Origin of the sequence: Streptomyces sp. 7N604, assembly GCF_052245475.1 — a bacterium.
Classification (GTDB): Bacteria; Actinomycetota; Actinomycetes; order Streptomycetales; family Streptomycetaceae; genus Streptomyces.
The window spans coordinates 17,110-40,570 of the sequence record NZ_JBQQBX010000012.1; the positions used below are offsets into that span (position 1 = coordinate 17,110).

Annotated in this window: 19 protein-coding genes and 1 riboswitch; of the genes, 11 read left to right on the forward strand and 8 right to left on the reverse strand. The window is 69.0% G+C overall.

The features are described 5' to 3' along the window. Positions 1-98: 98 nt before the first annotated feature. Genes ACTWP8_RS14740 through narI form a run of 4 tightly spaced genes read left to right on the forward strand, consistent with a single transcriptional unit; the run spans position 99 to position 6,947 of the window. Positions 99-3,836 (forward strand): nitrate reductase subunit alpha, encoded by a 3,738-nt coding sequence (locus ACTWP8_RS14740; RefSeq protein ID WP_443322601.1) that lies wholly within the window; start codon positions 99-101, stop codon positions 3,834-3,836. Further along, positions 3,836-5,509, forward strand: a complete 1,674-nt coding sequence (gene narH / locus ACTWP8_RS14745) for a nitrate reductase subunit beta (protein ID WP_443322602.1) — start codon at positions 3,836-3,838, stop codon at positions 5,507-5,509. Before ACTWP8_RS14740 ends, narH begins: the two co-directional genes overlap by 1 nt. Then, on the forward strand, positions 5,506-6,210 hold the full coding sequence (gene narJ / locus ACTWP8_RS14750) for a nitrate reductase molybdenum cofactor assembly chaperone (RefSeq protein ID WP_443322603.1): 705 nt from the start codon (positions 5,506-5,508) through the stop codon (positions 6,208-6,210). Before narH ends, narJ begins: the two co-directional genes overlap by 4 nt. Continuing rightward, positions 6,207-6,947 carry a respiratory nitrate reductase subunit gamma gene (gene narI / locus ACTWP8_RS14755; RefSeq protein ID WP_443316797.1) on the forward strand — a complete coding sequence of 247 codons (741 nt, stop codon included), beginning with the start codon at positions 6,207-6,209 and terminating at the stop codon, positions 6,945-6,947. Before narJ ends, narI begins: the two co-directional genes overlap by 4 nt. 101 nt (positions 6,948-7,048) lie before the next feature. Here the strand turns inward: narI and ACTWP8_RS14760 are convergent, their stop codons facing one another. Further along, positions 7,049-7,597, reverse strand: a complete 549-nt coding sequence (locus tag ACTWP8_RS14760; RefSeq protein ID WP_443322604.1) for a carbonic anhydrase — start codon at positions 7,595-7,597, stop codon at positions 7,049-7,051. 538 nt (positions 7,598-8,135) lie between these two features. Here ACTWP8_RS14760 and ACTWP8_RS14765 point away from each other — a divergent pair. Continuing rightward, the gene (locus ACTWP8_RS14765) at positions 8,136-10,670 is read left to right on the forward strand and encodes a family 43 glycosylhydrolase (RefSeq protein WP_443322605.1); all 2,535 of its coding nucleotides are present in this window, start codon (positions 8,136-8,138) and stop codon (positions 10,668-10,670) included. A gap of 166 nt (positions 10,671-10,836) precedes the next feature. Here ACTWP8_RS14765 and ACTWP8_RS14770 read toward each other — a convergent pair whose 3' ends face one another. The 3 genes from ACTWP8_RS14770 to ACTWP8_RS14780 form a co-directional block, all read right to left on the reverse strand. Next, the gene (locus ACTWP8_RS14770; RefSeq protein ID WP_443322766.1) at positions 10,837-11,379 is read right to left on the reverse strand and encodes a DUF488 domain-containing protein; all 543 of its coding nucleotides are present in this window, start codon (positions 11,377-11,379) and stop codon (positions 10,837-10,839) included. A 5-nt stretch (positions 11,380-11,384) separates the two neighbouring features. Beyond that, the gene (locus ACTWP8_RS14775) at positions 11,385-11,636 is read right to left on the reverse strand and encodes a hypothetical protein (RefSeq protein ID WP_443322606.1); all 252 of its coding nucleotides are present in this window, start codon (positions 11,634-11,636) and stop codon (positions 11,385-11,387) included. Positions 11,637-11,758: 122 nt separating this feature from the next. Then, positions 11,759-13,222, reverse strand: coding sequence for a sulfatase family protein (locus ACTWP8_RS14780; protein ID WP_443322607.1), 1,464 nt, complete (start codon positions 13,220-13,222; stop codon positions 11,759-11,761). A gap of 185 nt (positions 13,223-13,407) precedes the next feature. Then, positions 13,408-13,498, forward strand: a riboswitch (ZMP/ZTP riboswitch). A 19-nt stretch (positions 13,499-13,517) separates the two neighbouring features. On the opposite strand from ACTWP8_RS14780, the gene ACTWP8_RS14785 reads away from it, so the two are divergent. The 6 genes from ACTWP8_RS14785 (at position 13,518) to ACTWP8_RS14810 (ending at position 18,973) form a co-directional block, all read left to right on the forward strand. Continuing rightward, the gene (locus tag ACTWP8_RS14785; RefSeq protein ID WP_443322608.1) at positions 13,518-14,381 is read left to right on the forward strand and encodes a bifunctional 5,10-methylenetetrahydrofolate dehydrogenase/5,10-methenyltetrahydrofolate cyclohydrolase; all 864 of its coding nucleotides are present in this window, start codon (positions 13,518-13,520) and stop codon (positions 14,379-14,381) included. Positions 14,382-14,748: 367 nt separating this feature from the next. Next, entirely contained in the window at positions 14,749-16,158 is a 1,410-nt protein-coding gene (locus tag ACTWP8_RS14790) for an ATP-binding protein (RefSeq protein WP_443322609.1), read from the forward strand. Next, positions 16,155-16,601 (forward strand): roadblock/LC7 domain-containing protein, encoded by a 447-nt coding sequence (locus ACTWP8_RS14795; protein WP_443316803.1) that lies wholly within the window; start codon positions 16,155-16,157, stop codon positions 16,599-16,601. Before ACTWP8_RS14790 ends, ACTWP8_RS14795 begins: the two co-directional genes overlap by 4 nt. Beyond that, the gene (locus ACTWP8_RS14800) at positions 16,598-16,957 is read left to right on the forward strand and encodes a DUF742 domain-containing protein (RefSeq protein ID WP_443316804.1); all 360 of its coding nucleotides are present in this window, start codon (positions 16,598-16,600) and stop codon (positions 16,955-16,957) included. Before ACTWP8_RS14795 ends, ACTWP8_RS14800 begins: the two co-directional genes overlap by 4 nt. Then, complete coding sequence (locus tag ACTWP8_RS14805) at positions 16,935-17,534, forward strand: GTP-binding protein (protein ID WP_443322610.1); 600 nt, start codon at positions 16,935-16,937, stop codon at positions 17,532-17,534. The genes ACTWP8_RS14800 and ACTWP8_RS14805 overlap by 23 nt, the downstream gene beginning before the upstream one ends. Further along, positions 17,531-18,973, forward strand: a complete 1,443-nt coding sequence (locus ACTWP8_RS14810) for a cytochrome P450 (RefSeq protein WP_443322611.1) — start codon at positions 17,531-17,533, stop codon at positions 18,971-18,973. Before ACTWP8_RS14805 ends, ACTWP8_RS14810 begins: the two co-directional genes overlap by 4 nt. Positions 18,974-19,083: 110 nt before the next feature. Here the strand turns inward: ACTWP8_RS14810 and ACTWP8_RS14815 are convergent, their stop codons facing one another. From ACTWP8_RS14815 to ACTWP8_RS14830, 4 genes are all read right to left on the reverse strand, one after another. Continuing rightward, entirely contained in the window at positions 19,084-20,286 is a 1,203-nt protein-coding gene (locus tag ACTWP8_RS14815) for a cytochrome P450 family protein (RefSeq protein ID WP_443322612.1), read from the reverse strand. Further along, a complete protein-coding gene (locus tag ACTWP8_RS14820) occupies positions 20,283-21,506 on the reverse strand; it encodes an MAB_1171c family putative transporter (protein WP_443322767.1) in 1,224 nt (407 codons plus the stop codon). The genes ACTWP8_RS14815 and ACTWP8_RS14820 overlap by 4 nt, the downstream gene beginning before the upstream one ends. Further along, positions 21,506-22,048, reverse strand: coding sequence for a toxin (locus ACTWP8_RS14825; RefSeq protein ID WP_443322613.1), 543 nt, complete (start codon positions 22,046-22,048; stop codon positions 21,506-21,508). The genes ACTWP8_RS14820 and ACTWP8_RS14825 overlap by 1 nt, the downstream gene beginning before the upstream one ends. A gap of 148 nt (positions 22,049-22,196) precedes the next feature. Continuing rightward, positions 22,197-23,006, reverse strand: a complete 810-nt coding sequence (locus tag ACTWP8_RS14830; protein ID WP_443322614.1) for a hypothetical protein — start codon at positions 23,004-23,006, stop codon at positions 22,197-22,199. Positions 23,007-23,461 lie beyond the last annotated feature (455 nt).

Consider the following 23,461-nt stretch of genomic DNA (forward strand, 5'->3'; position numbering starts at 1 on the left):
CGGCCGTTGCCATCACGTGCGCATGCTCAGATTCGTAGCGCGCGGTCTTGTAGGGCATTAACACGCCACCTACGGTAAGTCTGCGGCTCCCAGAGCGTATGCCCATTCAAGAATACAGGAGAGGTGGACTTGTGTCCGAATCCTCGAATGGTATCCCCAGCGTACAAGGGACCAAGTCGGCCACCGATTTCGAAGATTCTCTACTCCGCATCGGGACGCATTTTCAGCGTGGCGAGACCTCGGGTGACCTCCGGACGGTGCACAAGATCGGCGGCAGGTCCGCGGACGTGTTCTATCGGGACCGCTGGGCCTACGACAAGGTCGTGCGGTCGACCCATGGGGTGAACTGCACCGGTTCCTGCTCGTGGAAGGTCTACGTCAAGGACGGGATCATCACCTGGGAGGCGCAGCAGACCGACTACCCGTCGATCGGCCCCGACAAGCCCGAGTACGAGCCCCGCGGTTGTCCGCGGGGCGCGTCGTTCTCCTGGTACACCTACTCACCCGCACGAGTCCGGTACCCCTATGTGCGCTCGACGCTGCTCGAGCTCTACCGCGAAGCCAAGCAGCGGCTCGAGGATCCGGTGCTGGCCTGGGCCGACATCGTCGACGACCCGGAGAAGGCCCGCAGGTACAAGTCCGCACGCGGAAAAGGGGGGTTCGTGCGGGCGGAGTGGTGGGAGGCGGCCGAGATCGTCGCCGCCGCGCACGTGCACACGATCAAGCAGCACGGGCCGGACCGTATCGCAGGGTTCTCGCCCATACCCGCGATGTCGATGGTGAGTCACGCGGCGGGCGCCCGGTTCATCTCGCTGATCGGCGGCTCGATGCTGTCGTTCTACGACTGGTACGCCGACCTGCCGGTGGCCTCACCGCAGGTGTTCGGTGACCAGACCGACGTTCCGGAGTCCGCCGACTGGTTCGACGCGGGCTATTTGATCATGTGGGGTTCCAACGTCCCGGTGACCCGCACCCCCGACGCGCACTACATGACCGAGGCGCGCTACCGGGGCCAGAAGGTCGTGGTGGTCTCCCCGGACTACGCGGACAACACCAAGTTCGCCGACGAGTGGCTGCCTGCGCGGCCCGGCACCGACGCGGCGCTGGCCATGTCCATGGGGCATGTGATCCTCAAGGAGTTCTTCGTCGACAAGACGACACCGCGGTTCACCGACTACGTCAGGCGCTACACCGACCTGCCCTTCCTGGTCAGCCTCGCCGAACACGGTGACGGCTACGTTCCCGGCAAGTTCCTCACCGCCGCCGACCTGGGCGAGACCGGCGAAGGCGCCGAGTTCAAGACGGTGCTGCTGGACGCGGGCGGCGACCCCGTGGTCCCCGGTGGATCGCTCGGTCACCGGTTCACCGATTCCGGGCAGGGCCAATGGAATCTGGATCTCGGAGAGGTCGACCCCATGTTGTCGCTGCACAGCGGCGACCCCGACAACGTGACCGTCAAGCTGCCCCGGTTCGACCGTGTCGACGCCGCCGAGGCGGGCGTGCTGCACCGCGGCGTGCCCACGCGGATGGTCGGCGGGCACCGGGTGACCACGGTGTTCGACCTGCTGCTGGCCCAGTACGGCGTGCACCGGCCGGGGCTTCCCGGCGACTGGCCTGCCGACTACGACGACGCGTCACAGCCGTACACGCCCGCCTGGCAGGAGCCGATCACCGGTGTGCCCGCGAAGGCCGCCGAGCGGATCGCCCGCGAGTTCGCCGACAACGCCGAGCGCTCCGGCGGCCGTTCGATGATCCTCATGGGGGCGGGCACCAACCACTGGTTCCACTCCGACCAGATCTACCGCTCGTTCCTGGCGCTCACGATGCTCACCGGCTGCCAGGGAGTCAACGGCGGCGGCTGGGCCCACTATGTCGGCCAGGAGAAGTGCCGGCCGATCACGGGGTGGGCGACGCTCGCCTTCGGTCTTGACTGGCAGCGACCACCGCGCCAGATGCAGGGCACGGTGTACTGGTACCTGGCCACGGACCAGTGGCGCTACGACCCGTTCACCTCGCAGGCGATGGCATCGCCGCTGGCCACAGGGCGCTTCGCGGGACGGACGGCGGCGGACAACATCGCGCTGGCCAGCCGGCTGGGCTGGATGCCGAGTTACCCGACGTTCAACCGCAATCCGCTCGACCTGGCCGACGAAGCGGAGCGGCTGGGCAAGGACGGAGCGCAGCACGTCGTGGACGGCCTGAAGACCGGACACCTGCGCTTCGCCTGCGAGGATCCGGACGCGCCGGAGAACCACCCTCGCGTGCTCACCGTATGGCGAGCCAACCTGCTCGGCTCCTCCGCCAAGGGCAACGAGTACTTCCTGCGCCATCTGCTCGGCACCGATTCCAACCTGCAGGCGACCGACCGCGAAGGAGTCCGCCCCGAGGAGGTCACCTGGCGGGAGGAGGCACCGGTCGGCAAGCTGGACCTGCTGCTGTCGCTGGACTTCCGGATGACCAGCACCACGTTGTTCTCCGATGTGGTGCTGCCCGCGGCCACCTGGTACGAGAAGCACGACCTGTCCAGCACGGACATGCACCCGTACGTGCACGCGTTCTCCCCGGCGATATCGCCACCGTGGGAGGCCAAGACCGATTTCGAGGCCTTCCACCGGATCGCGCGTGGCTTCTCCTGGCTCGCCGAGAAGCACCTCGGCACGCGCAAGGACATCGTCGCGGTACCGCTGACGCATGACACCGCCGACGCCACCGCGCAGCCGGGCGGCCGCGTGCTGGACTGGAAGGCGGGCGAGTGCGAGCCGATACCGGGCAGGACGATGCCCCGGCTGGTCGTGGTCGAACGTGACTACCCGGCTCTGGCCGAGAAGATGGCCGCGCTCGGCCCGCTGGTCGAAAAACTCGGCCTGACCACCAAGGGCGTGACGGTGCACCCGGACGCGGAGGTCGAGCACCTCAAGGGCGTCAACGGTGTCGTCTCATCCGGAGTCGCCGCAGGCAGGCCGAAGCTGGCCAAGGACACCCAGGCGGCCGAGGCCGTCCTGGCGCTGTCCGGCACCACCAACGGCAGGCTCGCCACCGAGGGCTTCCACGCCCTCGAGCGGCGTACCGGCACCAAGCTGGCCGACCTCGCGGCCGAGAACGAGGGCAAGCGGATCACCTTCGCCGACACCCAGTCCCGCCCGGTGCCGGTGATCACGTCACCGGAGTGGTCCGGCAGCGAGACCGGCGGCCGGCGCTACGCCCCGTTCACCATCAACACCGAACGGCTCAAGCCGTGGCACACCTTGACCGGCCGGCAGCACTTCTTCCTCGACCATGACTGGATGTTCGAACTCGGTGAGCAACTGCCCGTCTTCCGGCCGCCGCTGGACATGACCGCGCTGTTCGCCGAACCCGCCGTCGGCGCGACCGGCGAGGCCGGGGTGACCGTCCGATACCTCACTCCGCACTCGAAATGGTCGATCCACTCCGCGTACCAGGACAACCTCCACATGCTGACGCTGTCCCGGGGCGGGCAGGCGATCTGGATGTCCGATGTGGACGCGGCGAAGATCGGCGTCAAGGACAACGACTGGATCGAGGCGGTCAACCGCAACGGGGTCGTGGTCGCGCGGGCCATCGTGAGCCACCGGATGCCCGAGGGAACGGTGTTCATGTACCACGCCCAGGACCGTGCGGTCGACGTGCCGCGCACCGAGAAGACCGGCAAACGCGGCGGCATCCACAACGCCCTCACCCGCTTGATGATCAAGCCGTCGCACCTGATCGGCGGCTATGCCCAGCAGTCCTTCGCGATCAACTACCACGGCCCGACCGGCAATCAGCGCGATGAGGTCACGACGATCCGGCGGCGGGGCCAGGAGGTGCGGTACTGATGAGGGTCATGGCACAACTCGCCATGGTGATGAACCTGGACAAGTGCATCGGCTGCCACACCTGCAGCGTCACCTGCAAGCAGGCATGGACCAACCGCGGCGGTGTCGAGTACGTCTGGTTCAACAACGTGGAGACCCGGCCGGGTCAGGGCTATCCGCGCCAGTACGAGGACCAGGACAAGTGGCGCGGCGGCTGGGAGCTGTCCAAGCGCGGCAAGCTCCGGCTGCGCACCGGATCCCGGCTGAGGCGGCTGCTGAACATCTTCGCCAACCCGGACCTCCCGGCGGTGTCGGACTACTACGAACCGTGGACGTACGACTACGAGAACCTGCTGTCCGCGCCGCCGTCGGACACCACGCCGGTGGCCCGGCCCAAGTCGCTGATCACCGGCGAGGACACCAAGGTCACCTGGGGAGCCAACTGGGACGACGACCTGGGCGGCGGTCCTGAGCAGATCGGCCGGGATCCGCTGCTGACCAAGGTGTCCGAGCAGGTGAAGCTCGAGTTCGAGCAGACGTTCATGTTCTACCTGCCGCGGATCTGCGAGCACTGTCTCAACCCGTCCTGCGCGGCGTCCTGCCCGTCCGGCGCGATCTACAAGCGCAGTGAGGACGGCATCGTCCTGGTCGACCAGGACCGCTGCCGCGGCTGGCGGCAGTGCGTCACCGGCTGCCCGTACAAGAAGATCTACTTCAACCACAAGACCGGCAAGGCCGAGAAGTGCACGTTCTGCTATCCGCGCGTCGAGGTCGGCATCCCGACCGTCTGCTCGGAGACCTGCGTCGGGCGGCTGCGCTACATCGGCGTAGTGCTCTACGACGCCGACGCGGTGCTGGAAGCGGCATCGGTCGAGGACGACAAGGACCTCTACCCGGCCCAGTTGGGCGTGTTCCTCAACCCGCACGACCCGCGGGTGATCGCCGAGGCCGAGCGGGCAGGCATCTCCAGCGAGTGGATCGAGGCGGCGCAGAACTCACCCGTCTACCGGTTGATCGTCGACTATCAGGTCGCGCTCCCGCTGCACCCGGAGTACCGCACGATGCCGATGGTCTGGTACGTGCCGCCGCTGTCGCCCGTGGTGGACGTGCTCGCCGAGACCGGACACGACGGCGAGGACGCGAGCAACCTCTTCGGCGCGATCGACGCGCTGCGCATCCCGGTGGAGTACCTGGCGGAGCTGTTCACCGCGGGCGACGTCGGGCCGGTCCGTGCCGCGCTGCAGCGCCTCGCCGCGATGCGTTCGCACATGCGCCGGATCAACCTCGGCGAGCCGAGCACTCCGGAGACCGCCGAGTCGGTGCGGCTCACGCCGGACGAGGTCGAGGCCATGTACCGGCTGCTGGCCATCGCCAAGTACGAGGAGCGGTACGTGATCCCGAGCGGTGCGGGGGCGGACGCGCACCGGCTGGACGCGATCGCCACGGGGTGCAGTCTGGACGGCGACGGCGGGCCGGGCATGACCGCGTTCGACGCGATGGCGGAGAAGTTCCACCTCACGGACACCCCCACCGACACCAACGGTGCGGCGCCCGAGGACAAGGGGACCCGCATCAACCTGCTGAACTGGGACGGCAAGCGCACCGACGGCCTGTTCCCCGCCCCCCAACAGGAACCGAACGGCTCCGGCCCTCACGACCCCGAGCAGACGCCGGCGGCGGAGGGCGCCCGATGAGCCCGCTCCGGCTGGGCAAGCGAGGGCCCGGGACCACGTCGGCCGAGCACCTGTCCGAACAGCAGCGGCGGATCGTCTGGCGGATCGCAGCGCTGCTGCTGGACTATCCGACCGGGCAGACGCTGGACCTGCTGGAGGAGATGACGGCGGCGGCCGGTTCCGTGCCCGCGCCGGCGGGACCCGCCTTGGTCTCGTTCGTGGACGACGCTCGCCGGATGTCGCCGATGGACCTGGCCGCACACTATGTGGAGACCTTCGACCTGCGCCGTCGCAGCTGCCTGCATCTGACCTACTACGCCTACGGGGACACCCGTAAGCGTGGCATGGCACTGTTGCGGTTCAAGCACGCCTACAAGGCGGCCGGCGTCACGCTGGGCGACCACGAACTCCCGGATCATCTCGCTGTGGTGCTGGAGTTCGCCGCGACCGTCGACCCCGCATCAGGACGCCGCCTGCTCGTCGAGTACCGACCCGTCGTGGAACTGCTCCGGTTGTCCCTGGTGGAGGGCGGGTCGCCGTATACGCATGTGCTCGACGCGGTGTCCGCGACCCTGCCCGACCTTGGCACGGCCGACCGGCGACGGATCGCCGAACTGGCCGCACAGGGTCCGCCCGAGGAAGAGGTCGGTCTGGAGCCGTTCGCGATGGATCCGTTGGCGATGGAGCCGACGACGCAGCCCGGGATCGGAGGACGCCGGTGATCACCTTGCTGTGGCTCGCCGCACCGTACGTGGCACTCACCTCCTTCGTGCTCGGGCACGTCTGGCGCTACCGGCACGATCAGTTCGGCTGGACCACGCGGTCCTCCCAGCTCTACGAGAGCAGGCTGCTGCAGCTGGGCAGCCCGCTGTTCCACTTCGGGCTGCTGGCGGTGATCGGCGGGCATGTGCTCGGCATCCTGATCCCGGCGAGCTGGACGGAGTTCGCCGGCGTCTCGGAGGGGGCGTACCACGTGCTCTCGGTGTCGGCCGGCACGCTGTCCGGGCTGGCCACGGTCGCGGGCCTGGCGATTCTGCTCTACCGCCGAATCACCGTGCCCGCCGTGCGCAAGGCAACCACGACCAACGACAAGGTCATGTATGCGCTGCTGACCGCCGCCATCGCGACCGGGATGCTGAACACGGTCGGCAGCAACCTCATCGGTGGCGGCTACGACTATCGCGCCACCGTCTCACCGTGGTTCCGCAGCCTGTTCTCGCTGAACCCGCAGCCGCACCTGATGGAGGGCATTCCGGTCAGCTTCCAGGTGCATAACCTCGTGGTGCTCGGCCTGCTGGCGATCTGGCCGTACACACGCCTGGTGCACGTGTTCAGCGCACCGCTGGGCTACCTGGTCCGGCCGTACGTGGTGTACCGCAGCCGAGACCCGAAGGGCCCGGACGCCCGCCGTTATGCACGCGCGTGGGAGACGCCGACGGCCCCACCCACCCGGCGCTGACCCGCTGGATGAGAGAGAGCCGACAACATGGTCCGGGGCCAATGCCGTTGGGTGGGTTCGGGGCGGGTGTCGTCCTCAGCCGCCGGCTTGGTCCCGACCGGTCAGGAAGGCGCGCCGGCCAGGACTTCCACCTTGCCGGTGTCGAGCGAGTAGTAGGCGCCGACCACGGCAAGGGCGCCCTTTCCCACGAGTGGGGCCAGGTCCTGGTTGGAGCGCAGGCCGGCCGCGGTCAGCGTGACCTGGGCGCGGGCCATGGTCTCGGCCGGGTCGGCACCGCCTTCCCGGACTGTCTGCTCGTACGCCGGCCGCATAGCCTTGGCGATCGCCTCCAGATTGCCGGGCAGTGGTTTGCCGTCACGCATGGACTTGTATGCCGCCTCGACGGCGCCGCAACGCTGATGCCCGAGGACCACGATGAGCGGAGTGCCACTCGTCATGGGCCCGTACTCCGCGGAACCCGTGACCACCGGGCCGACCGCCTCCCCGCCCGTGCGCATCACGTAAAGGTCACCCAGCCCGGTATCGAAGAGGAGTTCAGGCGGCACCCGGGAGTCGATGCACGAGAGGATCGCCCCGAAAGGTGCCTGCTCCTGGGCTACGAACTGGCGCCGGTTCGGATCCCGGTCGGGATGTCGAAGGTCTCCGCTCACCCAGCGCTTATTGCCGTCCATCAGTCTCGCGAATGCCGCGGCGGGCGTGGCCGGCCGTGCTTCCGGCGAAGCGCTGGTCGCCGACGGGGTGCCGCTCGTCGATGAGCACCCCGCAAGCGCGGCCGTGGCGACCGCAAGTCCGCCGGCAAGCAGAGCTCTGCGATCCGGATGTCCCGCTCTGTCCACCCGCGTTCCCCTCAGTCCACTGAGACGCGTCCGTACGTCTCGATCAGGGCAATTGTTCAGCGCGGTGTGGGGGCCTGACGGCAGGCGCAAGCGGGCGTGGGCGGCTTTGCCACAGACGGCCCACAGAACCGGCTCGGGCGGCGGCTTGCGCCTACGCGGGGCTGGCTGCGGAGGCGCCGGGGCGGTGTTGCCTCGCGCCGGCGACGCATCGTTTTGCGGCGGAGCCCGCATCGTTCGAGCACCCGCTCGTACGCGTTGAACCGTTTTCCGTCCCGGCTCCGTTTGGCCCTCGAACAAGCACGGGCTGACGAGGGGGACACAGCATGAGAATGGGCCTGACGAGGCCGGCCCCATGGCGGGCCAGACCGCGGTCGGGGCGTCGGTGACGAACCATGCGCCCTACCGGCTCGGCGACGGCACGACGATGCCGTCGCTGACCCCCGTCGCCAGCCGGGCCGACAACGGTGACCTGAACCTGCGGGCGTCTTGTCGCGACAAGCCGCCCAAGCTCACCGATCACGGAGGCGGAATGAGATGGACATCCGATGCGAGAACACGGTGGGCGTCCGCGGTCGCGGCCGGCATCGCGGCACTGCTCGCGGCACTGCTCGCGTGGCTGCTCACCGGGCCGTCGTCGGCCCCGACCACGGCCAGGGGCACGGGCACGTATGCCAACCCGGTGACGGCAGGTGCCGTCGACACCTTCCCCGACCCCGTGATGATCCGCGGCAAGGACGGGTACTGGTACGCCTACGGCACCCAGAACCCGGTGTTCCAGAGCAAGGGCCGCGAGGACGGTGAGCGGACGCTGCCGATCCTGCGCTCGGCCGACCTGGTGCACTGGGACTACGCCGGTGAGGTCTTCACCCCGCGAACCCAGCCCGCCTGGCACAAAGGCTCGCGGCTGTGGGCACCGGACATCCGGTACGTAGACGGCCTTTACACCCTCTACTACTCGGTGGTGGGCACGGCCAACGTCGGCGTGGCGACTGCCCCCACCCCGACCGGACCGTGGACCGACCGGGGCGCCGTGCTGCCGTCGCCCAGCGGCTGCCCTGCGGGCAACATCGACCAGGCGCAGTTCACCGACGAGGGTGGCCGACCCTATCTGTACTGGGGGAGCTACGACACCCTCTGCGTCGCGAAGATGAACGGCGACCGGACCCGCATCGAGGGCCCGGTGACCCAGGTCGCCAGGGGGCGCCGGGTGGAGGGCGGGTTCGTCGTCCGGCGCGGCGGCTACTACTACCTGTTCTACTCCGACGCGGGCTGCTGCGACGGCGCGTACAGCGGTTACCAGGTCAAGGTCGGCCGCGCGACCAAGCCGACAGGGCCGTTCGTCGACGACGAGGGCGTCGACCTGATGGACCTGACCAGCAAGGGCGGCATCGTGGTCGGCGCGAACGGCAACCGCTGGATCGGCCCGGGGCACAACTCCCTCCAGACCGACCTGTCCGGCCAGGACTGGCTTGTCTACCACGGCATCCCCTCCGATGACCCGGACATGAAGCTGACCAGCGGGGGCAAGCTGAAGCCAACCAGGCGCCCGATGCTGATCGACCGGCTGGACTGGATCGACGGCTGGCCGGTCGTGCGCGCTGGGGCCGGGCCGTCAGAGGGCAACCAGCCGGCGCCGGTGGCCTCCTGGGATGTTGGCAGCACGTTCAACGACGGCTCGCTGACCGGCTGGCACGGCGAGGGTGCCGGGACGGGCGGCTGGTCGGTCGCCGAGAAGCAGGACGCCCGCGGGTACGTGACCCAGGCAGGGAGCGGCGCGGAACCCGCGTATCTGGTCTCGGACAAGGAGGCCCCCGCGGACCTGCGCGCCGAGGCCGACCTGAAGGTGAGCTCGGCCGGCGGCGCGGCCGGGCTGACGGTCGGTCATGTGAACCCCGGCAACCATGCCGTCGCCTGGCTGGACCGGGACCGCAACGCGCTGGTGACCGACGTGGTGGTCAACGGCACCAGCCGCGGCGAGTCGGTGACCGCGCTGCCGTCCGGATTCCAGTGGGGCGCCTGGCACAACGTGGCGGTCGAGGTGCGCGGCACCCACATGACCGTCGAGGTGAGCGGGGACCGGCTCCGCGACGCGGTGGCCACCCAGGAACGCGACCTGCCCGCGCGGACTGCCCACCCCGGCCGAGTCGGCGCCGCCGTACGCGGCTCCGGCGCCGCCGCTGACAACGTCGGCGCGGCGAAGCTCTTCACCCCGGTGACCAAGCGGGTGCCCGAGCCCAAGCCGGGCGCGCTGTTCCCGGCCTACAGCGACGAGTTCAACGGCGCCGCCGTGCCCGGCACGACCCCCGCCTCGCCATGGACATGGGTACGCGGCGCGTCATCCGGAGTCACCATGACCGGCCGTGCGCTCTCGTGGCCGACCCAGGCTGCCGGACTGGGGAACAACAAGGCGTCGGTGCTGACGCGGGGCGCGCCGAAGGGCGACTACACGGTGGAAACAAAGATCAATTTCGCGCCGGGGCAGCCCACCCAGCAGGCCGGGATCGTGCTGTACGAGAACGACGATCGCTGGTTCAAGATGGTCCACTCGGTGCTGCCGGTGACCCGGGGACGCGGAACCGTGGTGGACGTCAGCGAGTTCGGCAAGGAGGGCGAGCGGCCGACGACCACGCCACCGACCGCAGTGGCCAACGGCCCGATGTTCGGCGGCCCCACCGCGGACACCATGTGGCTGCGCCTGTCCCACCACACCGACACCGCGCACAACGAGCACGAGGTGCGCGCGGCCACCAGCCGGGACGGTGTGCACTGGGTGCACAACGGCGTGTGGACCCTGCCGGTCAAGGGCGATCTCAAGATCGGCCTGGTCTCGATGAACAAGGCCGGAGCGGTCGCAAGGTTCGACTACGTGCGCACGTACAGCGGCTGACGGCCGGCCAGGGCCGCCCGGCCCGCCTGGCCCGCCCGGCCGCTCGGCCCGCCCGGGCACGCCTCCGGAGGAGAGGCGGGCCCGGACAGAGCGAAGGAGGCGAGCCGAGAAGCAGGCCGACGTATGAGGCCGCCTGCACCAGGCCGTGCCCCCGCGGCGACCGGGTTCACCCCAGGAGAGGAGGCTGGCCCGCGTCATAGACGAGCAGGCGGCGTTCGGGCAGCAGGCGCGCCTCGGGGCTCGGGAGGTGCGGTTGCAGTGTGCCGTCGTGCATGAGGTGAAGGACCTGGACCTCGCGGGCGAGGACCAGGAAGTCGGCGATCATCTTGCGATGGCAGCGCCACCACACGGACTCCGCGCACATGACCGCGGTGCGTTCCCCGGCCGCCTCGGTGAGCAGCACTTCGATCGCGGAGACGAACTCCGGCGAGCGCATGTGGGCGGCGTACCCGCAGAAAGCACGGTTGCGCAGCGCGGTGTCGGGCGTGTCCGGCCGTGCCTTCCGCCAGCCGCCGAGCCGCTTTTCCCACCGGTAAGCGATTCCGGTCTGCGGCAGCCATTGCGACATCGCGTCGCGGTTGGCATCGGGATTGTGCCGGCTGCCCGGCGCCGTCCGCACGTCGACCAGCCGGCGCACCCCGGCGCCATGCAGCAGCCGCGTCATCTCCCTGGCGTCAGCGGTGCCGTGGCCGAAGCTCAGCAGTTGCATGTCGCTCACGCGACCCTTTGCCCTGCGCGGCGCGAGACGGCCTCGTGGCCGCGGGCGGAGTCCACACGCATCGAGGGAGCGGCCTTCGCCCCAGACGGCTTGCATGGTCTTCCCGGCGCCTGCTGGGCCTTTTCCGGGATGGCGCCGCTGCCGACGACTTGCGTGCCGAACTCCCCGAAGGCCGGGTGGCTGTCGTGTGCGGGCCGCCGCCTCCACTCGGCGTACTCGGAGCTGTGGGGATACGCCGCACAGGTCATGACCAAGATCTCCTTCCGGGGGTGTGGCATCCCTTCATCTCAGTAGCAGATGCCGATGCGTCTGCAGTGACGTCAGCCGGTGCCTGGTTCCGTGTCGTGGGCGGGAGGCGGCGCGGCGCGCGCTATTTCCGGATACGCGACGCGGCATGGCAGCTCTCCGCGCCCCGGCAGCGCTTCAGCGCTGTGAGGGTTTCGTGCAGGGAGGCGCGCTGCTCGGACGGGATGGACGCTGCCAGGTTCTTCAGCTCTTCTGGGTCGGACTTGACCGAGTAGTACTCCCGCTCCCCGTCGGCGTACTCGACGTAGAGGGCGTCCGCGGTCCTGATCGCCTCGTAGCTCGGGGGGTTGCCGCTGTCGTCGGGCGCCGCGTCCGGGTCGCCCTTCCTGGACGCCGGGTGACGGTGTTCGACGAGTGCGGCTTGGCGCCAGTCGTCCTCCGGCCGGCCGTGCATCAGCCGGGCGAGGCTTCGCCCGTCGCAGGTCGACGGCGGCTTCACGCCGGCGAGCTCCTGGAAGGTGGGATTGAGGTCGACGTTCTCCGTCAGTTGCGGAACATGCGCGCCGGCCGGCACTCCGGGACCGGTGACCATCATCGGCACCTTGATGTCGGTGTCGTAGGCGGTCTGCTTGCCCGGGCGGAGCCGGTGCTCGCCCATGTGGAAGCCGTTGTCCGACGAGAACACGATGTACGTGTTGTCCGCCAGGCCCTTCGCCTTGAGCTCGTCTTCCAGGTGCCCGATCATCGCGTCCACTGCCTGCACGGAGCGCACCCGCTTGGCGAAATTCTGGTCGATCTGCTTTTGCTCTTTGGACGTCAGCGGCGACAGTTTCCTCTGCCACTTCGGCGTGGGCGTGGAGGCCCGGTTGTAGGCGGCGGTGCGCGGGGCCTTGAGCGTGGGGAACTTTCCGGCGTCTCGCGGTGCCGGGGTGGAGGGGCCGTGCGGGGTGAAGGTCGCCACCTCCAGCATGAACGGCTTCTTCGACTTCGCCGAGGTGTCGATGAAGGACGTTGCCTTAGCCGCCAGCACGTCCGTCAGGTAGTCCTGGGCATCCTGCCCGTAGTGCACGACCTTGCCGTTCTCGTTGAGGTTGTAGTTGAACCCCGGGTAGCCGTTGCCGGCGACGTCCCACTCGTTCCAGCCGGACGGAACGTACGGTGTGGGCGTGCCGTTCTTGTCGGCGGGCTTGTAGCCGTTCAGGTACTTTCCCATGAACCCGGTCCGGTAGCCGGCCCGTTGCAGGGCGGTCGCGAAGCTCCTGCTCTCGTTGCCGTTCTTCATGAAGGCGCCGTAACCGCCGTCGCTTCCGTTGTTGGTGAAGACCCCGGTGTTGTGCGGGTATTGGCCGGTGAAAATGGACGTGCGCGACGGGCAGCACAACGAGTCGGTGGTGAAGAAGTTCGAGAAGGTCGTTCCGCGCTTCTGCATCTGCCGTACGTGCGGCATGTACTGCACGAGGTTCCACGAGAGGTCGTCGGTGAGCACGTACACGATATTGGGCTGCCGCGCGGCCGCCGTGGTGCCGCCGTCGGTCGGCGAAGCGCTTTCAGTTGCCTGACCGGCGTTCGACCCCGGCGAACACGACATCAGTAACGCCGTGACCACGGCGATACAGGGTCCGGCCGTGGACGTACGACGGTGACGAGTACCCAGCATGAACAATGCCTCCACGGTTGAGCGTTTCCTGGCGCCCCGCACCGTAGGGTCCGACTTTGTGGAAACCTTGTGGGGCCCCCGTCCTGAATGCCTTCTCGACCCACTCGACTAGAGTGCAGGCGGGCCGTTACTGGCGCGACGAGGTGGAGCACCACCGGGAAGCGGTCTGACAGCAGTTGTCGTATGCCGTGCGCCTGGGCGATCCTTCGTGACGCAGGAGCAGTGCATGACCGAGACGACACGTTCCGCCCGCCTGATGGACGGCAAAGCCCTCGCCCAGCGCCTCGTCGCTGAGGCCGCCACCGGGGCGGCTCAGCTCCGCGAACGCACCGGTACCGCTCCGTGCCTGGCCACCGTACTGGTCGGTGACGACCCTGCCTCGGAGACGTACGTACGGATGAAGCGCAACCGGTGCGCGAAGGCGGGCATCACGTCGCGGCACGTGCCGCTGCCCGCCTCTCTCAGCACCGGCGAGCTGGTCGAGAGGGTCAGCGAGCTCTCGCAAGACCCGGGCGTGCACGGCATCCTGCTCCAACACCCGGTTGGCCCGCACATCGACGAGCGGGCCGCGTTCGAGGCGATCGCGCCGGAGAAGGACGTGGACGGGGTCACGCTGAGCTCGTTCGCGGCGATGAGCTTCGGCCTGCCCGGGTTCGTGTCCTGCACGCCGGGCGGGATCTTGCGGCTGCTGGATCAGTACGAGGTCGACCTGGCGGGCAAGCACGCGGTGGTCGTGGGGCGCAGCGCGATCCTGGGGAAGCCTGCCGGGATGCTGCTGTTGGAGCGCAATGCCACGGTCACCTACTGCCATTCGCGCACCCGCGACCTGTCCGCGTACATGCGCGACGCCGACGTACTCATCGCCGCCGTCGGCCGTCCGCGCTTCGTCGCAGGCGCGGACATCAAGCCGGGCGCCGTTGTGATCGACGCCGGCTCCAACCCGGGCAACGTCGGGGACGTGGACTTCGAGACCGCCCGGGAACGCGCTCGCCTCATCACGCCCGTCCCCGGCGGCGTCGGGCCGATGACCATCGCCACGCTGCTCACGCAGACGGTCCAGGCGGCTGCGCGGCAACTGGCCGTCGCCTGACTCTCCGGCTGTGGGGACGCCTGGTCGAGCACGAAGGACCCATCACCGAGGGCCGACGATCCGGACTACGCCCCGCCCGCGGCTTGCTGGTCAATCAGCGCGCTGTTCCCGGCGCACGGTGGCGACCTGTGAGGGCTCTGTGACGGTCTGTCAGTTGGGTCAGGAGCTTGAAGTATCCCGCCATAGCTAGGATGATCGGCGCACTCCCGTTCCCGTGGTGAACGCGGGCGTTCCGGCATGGCAGACGCCGCCGTGCCGATGGTCGGCTCGCGCCTGTCGGAACCCGATGAGCCACGCAGTCCGTACCCCCGCTCCGCCTTGTCGCTTCCCCTCGGTCTGCTTCACCTCACCCGTCCATGAGGATCTGATGACACGACACATATCGGAGGCGGTGTTCTGGTTCCTGGCTGCCGGTGTGCTCACGGGCTTGGTCCTGTTGGTCCGCCAGCGCCAGATGACCGCCACCCTGCGCAAGCGCCTGTCAGCGCTGGAAGACAGCCTCCACGCTCGTGACGAGGAGGCGCGGCATCTGGTCGAGGTCCGTCTCCCCGCGCTGGAGGAAGTCCGGAAACAGCCAGGGCCCGTCGCCGAGCCCGGCCCACTCGACCGGAGTGTGGCCGAGACTCCGTTCGGACAGAGCCTGCAGCAGGTCGTGGACTTGTTCACCGGGGCCTCCCACAAGGCCCAGTCCCGCGCCGATCAGTCGGCGAAGGCCGCGCTGAAGGCGGCCATGCGCGCACTCCAAGCCCTGGCGAACGAACAGCAGTTGGCCATCTCGGAGATGCAGGACCGGCATGACGACCCCTATATGCTCCAGGGCCTCTTGGAGATCGACCACGCGAACGCGCAATTCGGCCGGCGGGCCCAGGCCATCGCCGTCCTCTGTGGGTCCTGGCCCGGCAGGCAGCGGGTCGCTTCGCTGCTGATCGACGTCGTACGCGGTGCGACGTCGCGCATCCGTGACTACCGGCGCGTCGAGATCCACTCCCGCGTCGAGATGGACGTCGTGAGCCGGGCGGTGGAGCCGGTGGTCCTCGCGGTCGCCGAACTGCTGGACAACGCAGCTCGGCACTCGCAGCCCAACACCACCGTCGAGGTCAACATCCAGCCTGCGCACAACGGCGCCAGTGTGGTGATCGACGACGCGGGAGTGGGCATGGACGCCGGTGAGATCGAGGAAGCAGGCCGTCGCCTGTCCGGTCGTGAGGACATCGACATCAACCGGCTCGGCAATCCGCCGCAGTTCGGCTTCGCCGCGATCGGTGTGCTCGCCGCCCGCTACGGATTCAGCGTCTCGGTCGACACCCGGTCCCCCTACGGGGGTGTGCGCGCCGTGCTGTTCCTCCCGAATGCTCTCCTCAACCGCGTACGTCTCGTCGGGGGCAGAACCGGACTGGAGGAAGAGTCGGCACCCGCACCCGCGTCGGCATCCGCGCAGGCCGCCCCCGCACCGGCATCCGCGCAGGCCGCCCCCGCAAGGGATGCGGAGTCCGTCCTGGTGGCTGACGCCCCGGCGGCGCCGTCGGGGTCCGCGGAGCACGCGCCGTCAGCGGCCGCGGCCCCACCGGCGTCCACGGCCGGAGGACTGCCCAAGCGACGCCGCCGGTCCGCATCGGAACACGCGTCGGCCGACCAGACACCCTCCACCCCGCCGGGGGCCGAGGCCTCGCAGATCCGCCCGGCGCACGAGACCGCCTCCCGCATGGGTGCGTTCGCCCGCGGCACCCGATCCGGGCGCGACTCCTCTGCCGACGACGAAGGGAACTCGCAGGAATGAAGGACCATATGGCCAATGAGCTGGGCTGGATGCTCGACGAGGTCCTCAAGGTCCCCGAAGCGCGGCACGCGATCCTGCTCTCGGCCGACGGGATGCTCCGGGCCCATTCCCAGGGCATCGCGCGTGACGAGGCCGAACGGCAGGCAGCCGCGCTGTCGGGCCTGCAGTCGATCAGCCGCAGCACCGCCGAGTTCTGCGCCGAGGAGTCCTCCCCGTGGCAGCAAACCCTGGTGGAGTTCGTCGACGGGTACGTCTTCCTGGTCGCCGCCGGCGCGGGCGCCTATCTGGCCGTGTCCGCCACACAGCACGTGGACATGGAGGCGGTCACCTACCGCATGCACAAGCTGGTCGACCGACTGGGCAAGGAACTGACCAGTCCGCCGCGTGAGGACACCGACTCCGAGCCGCCCTCCGAGCCGCCAGGCACTGCCGGTCCGGCATGACCCGGCCTCACAGGCGCGAGCGGGGGCTGGTACGGCCGTACGTCGTGACGGACGGCCGAGCCCATCCGACCCGCAACACGCTCGACCTGGTGACGCTCGTGACGGCGGTGAACAACCGGTCCCTGAACGGGCTGAGCCCGGAGAAGCGCCGCGTCATGGAGCTGTGCCGAGGAGGAGCGCTGTCGGTCGCCGAAGTCGCCGGACATCTGACGCTGGCGATCAGCGTCACGAAGGTGCTGCTCAGCGATTTGATCGACAGCGGTCACATCACGACCCGGCCTCCCATACCCAAGGCCCAACTCCCCGATGCCCAGCTTCTGCAGGAGGTGCTTGATGGGCTCCGCTCCCGTCTCTGACCGCGTCTACGTCTCGGACAAGGTCAGGACCGCCGTAAAGATCTTGATCGTGGGGCACTTCGCGGTGGGCAAGACCACGTTCGTCGGCACGCTGTCGGAGATCCGGCCGCTGCGCACCGAGGAGGCCATGACACAGGCCAGTGAGCTGGTCGACGACCTGGCCGGGAGTCCGGACAAGACCACGACGACCGTCGCCATGGACTTCGGCCGCCTGACCCTCAGTGAACGACTGGTGCTGTACTTGTTCGGCGCCCCCGGGCAGAAGCGCTTCACCCAGCTCTGGAAGGACATGATGCACGGGGCTCTGGGCGCACTGGTGCTGGCGGACACCCGGCGACTGGACCAGTCCTTCGACATCATGGGCCTCTTGGAGGAGCACGGCATGCCGTACGCGGTCGCCGTCAACCAGTTCGACGGCGCTCCGGTCTTTCCCGAAACGGAGATACGCGAAGCCCTCGACCTGCTCCCCGAAACGCCCCTGGTCACCTGCGACGCCCGGGACGACGCATCGTCGGCCCGGGCCCTGATCTCCCTCGTCGAGTACCTGCAGACCCGTACCGCTCAGGAGCACCGATGACCCCTTCCCAACCCGAATCGGGCGCGGTGCCGCCGCCCGGCTGCCCGGCACACACCGACCAGGCCGACCAGGCCGAAGGAGCGACCGGCACGCGCACGGCTGAGCAACTGTACGGACCCGGATTCGCCGCCGACCCGGCCGCCACCTACGCGCGGCTGCGCAGATACGGCTCCATCGCGCCGGTGGAGATCGCCCCAGGTATCCGCGCATCGCTCGTCACCGGCTACGAGACCGCCCTCGAGGTCCTGCGCAGCCCGGAGCGGTTCTCCAAGGACCCGCGCCGCTGGCGGGCTCTCGCCGACGGGACCGTACCGTTGGACAGCCCGGTCGTGCCGATGATGATGTACCGGCCGAACGCCCTGTGGACCGACGGCGACGAGCACACACGGCTGCGCGGTGCCATCACCGACAGTCTGAGCCGCGTCGATCCGAACGCCCTGCGCGGCTACGTCGAGCACAGCGCCGACACCCTCATCGACAGATTCGGCCCCGAAGGACAGGCGGACCTCCTTGGCGATTATGGCGCGATCCTGCCCCTGCTCGTCTTCAATCAGCTCTTCGGCTGCCCGCCCCACATCGGGGACAAGCTGGTCGAGGGCATGTCCGGGATCTTCGATTCCAACGCCGACTCCGAGAAGTCCAACGCGCTGCTCTCCGAGGGCGTTGCCGACTTGGTCGCTCTCAAGCGGAGGCAGCCGCGGGCGGATGTGACGTCGTGGCTGATGGCACACCCCGCGCGGCTCACGGACGAGGAGATGATGCACCAGCTGGTGGTGCTCATGGGCGCCGGCACCGAGCCCCAGCAGAACCTGATCTGCAACGGGTTGCGGCTGCTGCTGTCCGACGACCGGTTCGCCGGCGACCTGGCTGGGGGCAGTACGCCCGTCGAGGACGCGCTCGACGAGGTGCTGTGGACGGACCCGCCGATGGCGAACTACGCCATCCACTACCCGCTCCAAGACCTGGAACTGGACGGAACCCTGCTGCGCGAGGGGGAGCCCATCCTGATCAGCCTGGCAGCCGCCAACACCGACCCGGCCCTGGCCAGCGACCGGCGGGGCGGCAACCGCGCACACCTGGCATGGAGCGCGGGCCCGCACACCTGCCCGGCGAAGAGCCCCGCCCGGCTGACCGCCGCGGTCGCGGTGGAGAAACTCCTCGACCGGCTGCCGGACATGGAACTCGCCGTCGACGTAGGCCAGTTGGAGTGGCGGCAGGGCCCGTTCCACCGGGCTCTGGCCGCCTTGCCGGTGCGATTTCCCCCCATCACCGTGCCGGTCACCGCGGACAAGCCCTCCGGAACCGGCGGACCGGAGGCGAAGCCTGTTCCGCCGCCATCTGACGCAGGGGAAACACCCACGGCTGGCGCGCACGCCTCCCAGGCCCGGGACCGACGGCCCTGGTGGGAGCCCCTGGTCACGTGGTGGCGTGGGCAGTAGAGCAACAAGTGGGCAGGAGGCGACGCATCTCTGCTCAGGGACTGCTCGAACGGCGCGGCGCGACAACCGCGCTTCGCGGTCGGGAGGGTGGGCGACAGTCAGTCGGCCGGCTACCAGACGACGGGCAGTTCCAGCAGGCCACGGGTGCGGAACGATGGGTACCACCTCAGTTCGTCCGCGGGGACTGCAAGGCTGAGCGAGGGGAACCTTCGCAGGAGGGTGGTGAGGGCGATGCCCCCCTCCAGCCGCGCGAGGGGGGCGCCGAGGCAGTGGTGGATGCCGTGTCCGAAGTCCAGGTGGGGTCCGTTGCGAGAGGCGTTGAAGGTGTCGGGGTCCTCGAAGTACGCGCCATCGCGGTTGGCGGAGGTCAGGGAGAGCCATATCCGCTCGCCCGCCGGAATGACGACGCCGCCGATCCGTACCTCTTCGAGGGTGAAGCGGCGTGAGGCGAGCATGGAGGGCGAGTTCCAGCGGAGCGTTTCGTCCAGAGCCGCTTGCACGGGGAGGCGTCCCTCGCGGACGGCGCGTAGCTGCTCGGGGTGGGTGAGCAGGGCGAGGGTTGTGTTGCCGATGAGGTTGACGGCGTTGTCGTAGCCGGCGAACAGGATCAGAAAGACCATGGCGACCAGTTCGGGCTCGGTCAGCCGGTCGTGCTGATCGCGTGCCGCGATCATCCCGGACAGCAGGTCGTCCCCCGGGCGGGCGCGCTTGTCGGCGATGAGGCCGAGCAGGTACCGGTGCATGTGCCGCATGGCCTCGCGGGAGTCGAGCGCGGCATCCGGCTCCGGCGAGCGCAGGGTGTTGGTCCACGTCCGGAAATCCCTGCGCGCTTCGTCGGGGATGCCGAGGAGTTCGCAGATGACGGCCAGCGGCAGGGGTGCGGCCAGAGCGGTCATCACGTCCATGGGCGGCTTGGTGAAGCCGTCGAGGAGTTCATCGGTGCGGGACTGGATGCGTTCGCGCAGTCCCTCGACGCGCCGCTGGGTGAACGCCCGGGAGACCAGGCGCCGCAGACGGGTGTGGTCGGGTGGGTCGAGGTTGAGCAGGTGGTGGTCGAGTTCCGGTGGCATGGACGGGCCGTGGGCTCCACCGCTGCGGGCGTTGCGCTTGTCCAGGGACAGCCGGGGGTCGGCGAGTGCCGCGCGGACGTCCTCGTAGCGGGTGACCAGCCATACGGCGGCGCCGTCGGGTGTGGTCGTCCTGTGGACCGGGCCGGCCTTCCGCAGCAGGGTGTAGCCGGCGTGCGGGTCGGCCAGGAGCGCGTCGTCGAACACAGTGGGGTGCCCGGTCGGTCGGTGTCCGGTGCCGTTCACGGGGTGTCCACCAGGGCGTCCGGCTGGGACAGCGCCGCACGGACGATGGGGGACCGGTGGAAGGCGTCGGCGACCAGGGCCAGCCACGCGCCTTCCTCACGGAGGTCGCCCTCCGCTGGATCGTGGGGAGTGACGGTCTCCCGGCCCGGGGTTCCGGTGCCGCTCGCCCTCGCCTTCAGCGCGGCAGCGATCTGGGCAGCCTCGACCACCGCTTTGAGCCTGTCGCCCGTGAGGTTGCGTGCTTCACCGAGCTGCCGCGCGGTGTCGGCCACGTCGGGGTGGTAGTAGGGGCGCAGCGCGAGCTGGCCGTCCCGGATCTCGATGATCTGCCGGCCGAGCAGGAAGGTGACGTCTCGCGCCGCCCAGCGAGCCAGGCGGGAGGCCGGCGGGTAGAGCACGAGGTCGGGGAACTCGCGGGCGATGACGCTCCACAGCGGGTGGAGCCGCTGGTACGAGCGGTAGTCCATGACCCAGGTCCGGGCCCTGTCCCACCCCACACCCCAGGCCGGCATGGTGAAGCCGACCGCGAACAGGAAAGCCGACACGCTCGCGGACATGGGTGCCACCACGGAGTTGACGTAGTCCAGAGGGGAGGAGCCGAGGCGCTCCCAGACGAGCGAGACGAGCTTCGGGAGCGAGTATCCCAGGCCGAAGGCCGCGCCCACGGTGACGAAGCGCAGGCCGCGGCGCATCCAGGGCTTGTTGACGGCCTTGGCGTAGCGCCAGCACAGGCGGATCAGACCCACCATGCCGATCGTGAAGAGAAGCTTGTAGACGAGCAGGAACTCGGTGATGTAGGGCGTGTCCGCGTAGTGCACGTCGAAGTCGATCGGGTGCTCCGCATCATCCACCCGGCCCAGTGAGAAGAGCAGCGCCATGGCGATGATCGTGGCTCCCGCGTACCCGACGAGGATGCGGTGCCACAGCCGCACCGCGGACTGCGCGGTGGCCCAGCTGACCAGGAGGGCCAGGAAGGACACGTTGCAGATGGCCACGGAGGTGTAAATGATCAGCGTGGCGATGTTGGGTATGCCGAGCAGGGCGTCCACCCGCACGTAGATCGCGGGGGAGGCGAAGACGAAGGGTGCCGCGAAGGTCGCGATCGCCAGGCACAGCAGCCTGAGTTCTTTGTTGCGCCAGTCACGGGCGAGGTCTTTGAGCTTGTAGAAGAAGGCGCTCCAGGTGACGATCGCAAGGAAGCCGTACACGAGGGTGAACATCACGCGTTATTCCTTCGTGTGGAGCTGCGCTCAAGGGAGCGCTCCAGGTGTGTGACGAGATGGGCCACTTCCGGGGGGACGTCGGCAACCGCACGGTCCGTCACCGCGTTTGCGCGCATGGAGATCAGGGAGGCGATGAGTTCGGCTGCCCTCTCCTCCTGACTGGTGTACTGCGTCCGCCCCAGCACGACGCGGACGAGCTCGGGGTCGAGGGTGGGCATGAGGAGTCGGGAGACCTCGTCGTGCAGGGCGGGCGTGGCTTCGTGCCGGCAGAGCAGGTGACCGATCTCGTGCAGGATGATGTGCACTTGGTGGACCCGTGACGTGCGCTCCTGGTAGAGGATGTAGTCGACGTCGTCCGTGGCCACCCACAGCCCGCACGGGCTGCCCTCGCCGACCGGTAGGGGCATCGGCGCAAGGGAGATGGCGCGTCCCCGGGTTTCCTCCAGGCGGTCGCATAAGTCGTTGATGTCGAACGGGTCGGGAATCTGCAGTTGTTCGACGATCGCAGCGCAGTGCTTGCGGAGTTTGTGGTCGTTCATCTCCCCATCCCAGGGGTGGCTGTCAGGCTGCTGCCAGTGAGCGAAGATCATTACCGGGCCCCGGCCTCTCCTGCCATTCCGCTGGTTCCGGCCGGCGCTGCTGGTTCCGGATGGGCGGCAGAGCTGCCGGTGACAGCCGGACCGCGGGTCACTGAAGGGGTGTCCGACCAGGAGACCGACTGGATGAGCGGGGCGGCTCCATCCGCTGCCGGGCCCCGGTCCTGCCCAGGTGTTCAATCATGGGGACCAGCGCGCGCAAGGCGTCGTCGTCGAGAGAAGCGACGGCCCGCAGCGCGACTTCGCGTGCTCCAAGTCCCTTGAGCGAGCTGAGGAGTTCGAGATCGTCGTGGACGCGGGACGCGACGGCGTCGTCGAAGAAGTAGGCGGTGGGGACTCCGAAGAAGTCGGCAAGGGCCTGGAGTTGCTTGCCCGTCGGGTTGTCCTGCACTCCGGAGCGGAGTTGCCCGAGGTATCGCTCCGAGATCCCACCGGATGTGTCGCCTGCGGCCTCGGCCTTGGCGGTGACGGCGTCGGCCACTTCCTTGGTGCTGTACGGGCCGCGCCCCTGGGGGCGTACGTTCGCGAACAGATGGTTGAGTCTGTCCGACAGCGGTGCCGAAGTGGGCGCCGGTGCGTTGGGCGTCGACGGATCGGTGGCGACCTGGGGGCGGTGCTGTTCCTCGGGCCCGGACTCGAGGAAGTAGGTGACCGGAACGGCGTAGACGTTGGCCAGGGCGCGGAGGCTGTCGACTCCGGGGTTGGTGACGTGGCCGTTGCGGATGTTCAGGACCGTCTGGTGGCTGACCGTGGGGCCTCCGTGCTGCGCCGCGTACTCCCGGCTGAGCCTGGCGATCTCGTCGTATCGGTAGGGGCCGCGCCCCTGCGGGTGCACGTTCTCGATCAGCCAGTTGAGCCGGTCGGCAATGGTCGCCCGGCCGCTCGGGGTGTTCTCGCCCATCTCTGTGATCAACTCCTGCCCCTGGGGCGCTGGCGTCGTCGGGTGCCCGAGCCGCCCATTATCCACTCCACGAGATCGCGGGTCACCAGGACCTCCGCGCTCGAGGTCGCTTGACATGGTCGGTGCGGGCGCATCTAAGCTCCTGGATAGCTCATCCAGTTGGCTAGATGGGCGACCGTCGGCGACTTTCCTGCAGTCCTGGGCCGGACCACCCATCACTGTCAGTTTCGAGGCGGCGGTAAGGACCAGCGTATGCGGGGGAGAGGGCGACGCTGCGGCGGGGGACCGGTCAGCAACAGCGCGTTGGGCGAACGCGCTCGGGCGCAGCGTGGATGAGACCCCGGTCCAGCAACGAGCTCATCGCCTTCGGCCACGACCAGCCTCAGGAACAGGACACGTCATGATCAGCACTCCGGATGGCACCGAGGACGTCACATGCTGACCGTTCGTCACAC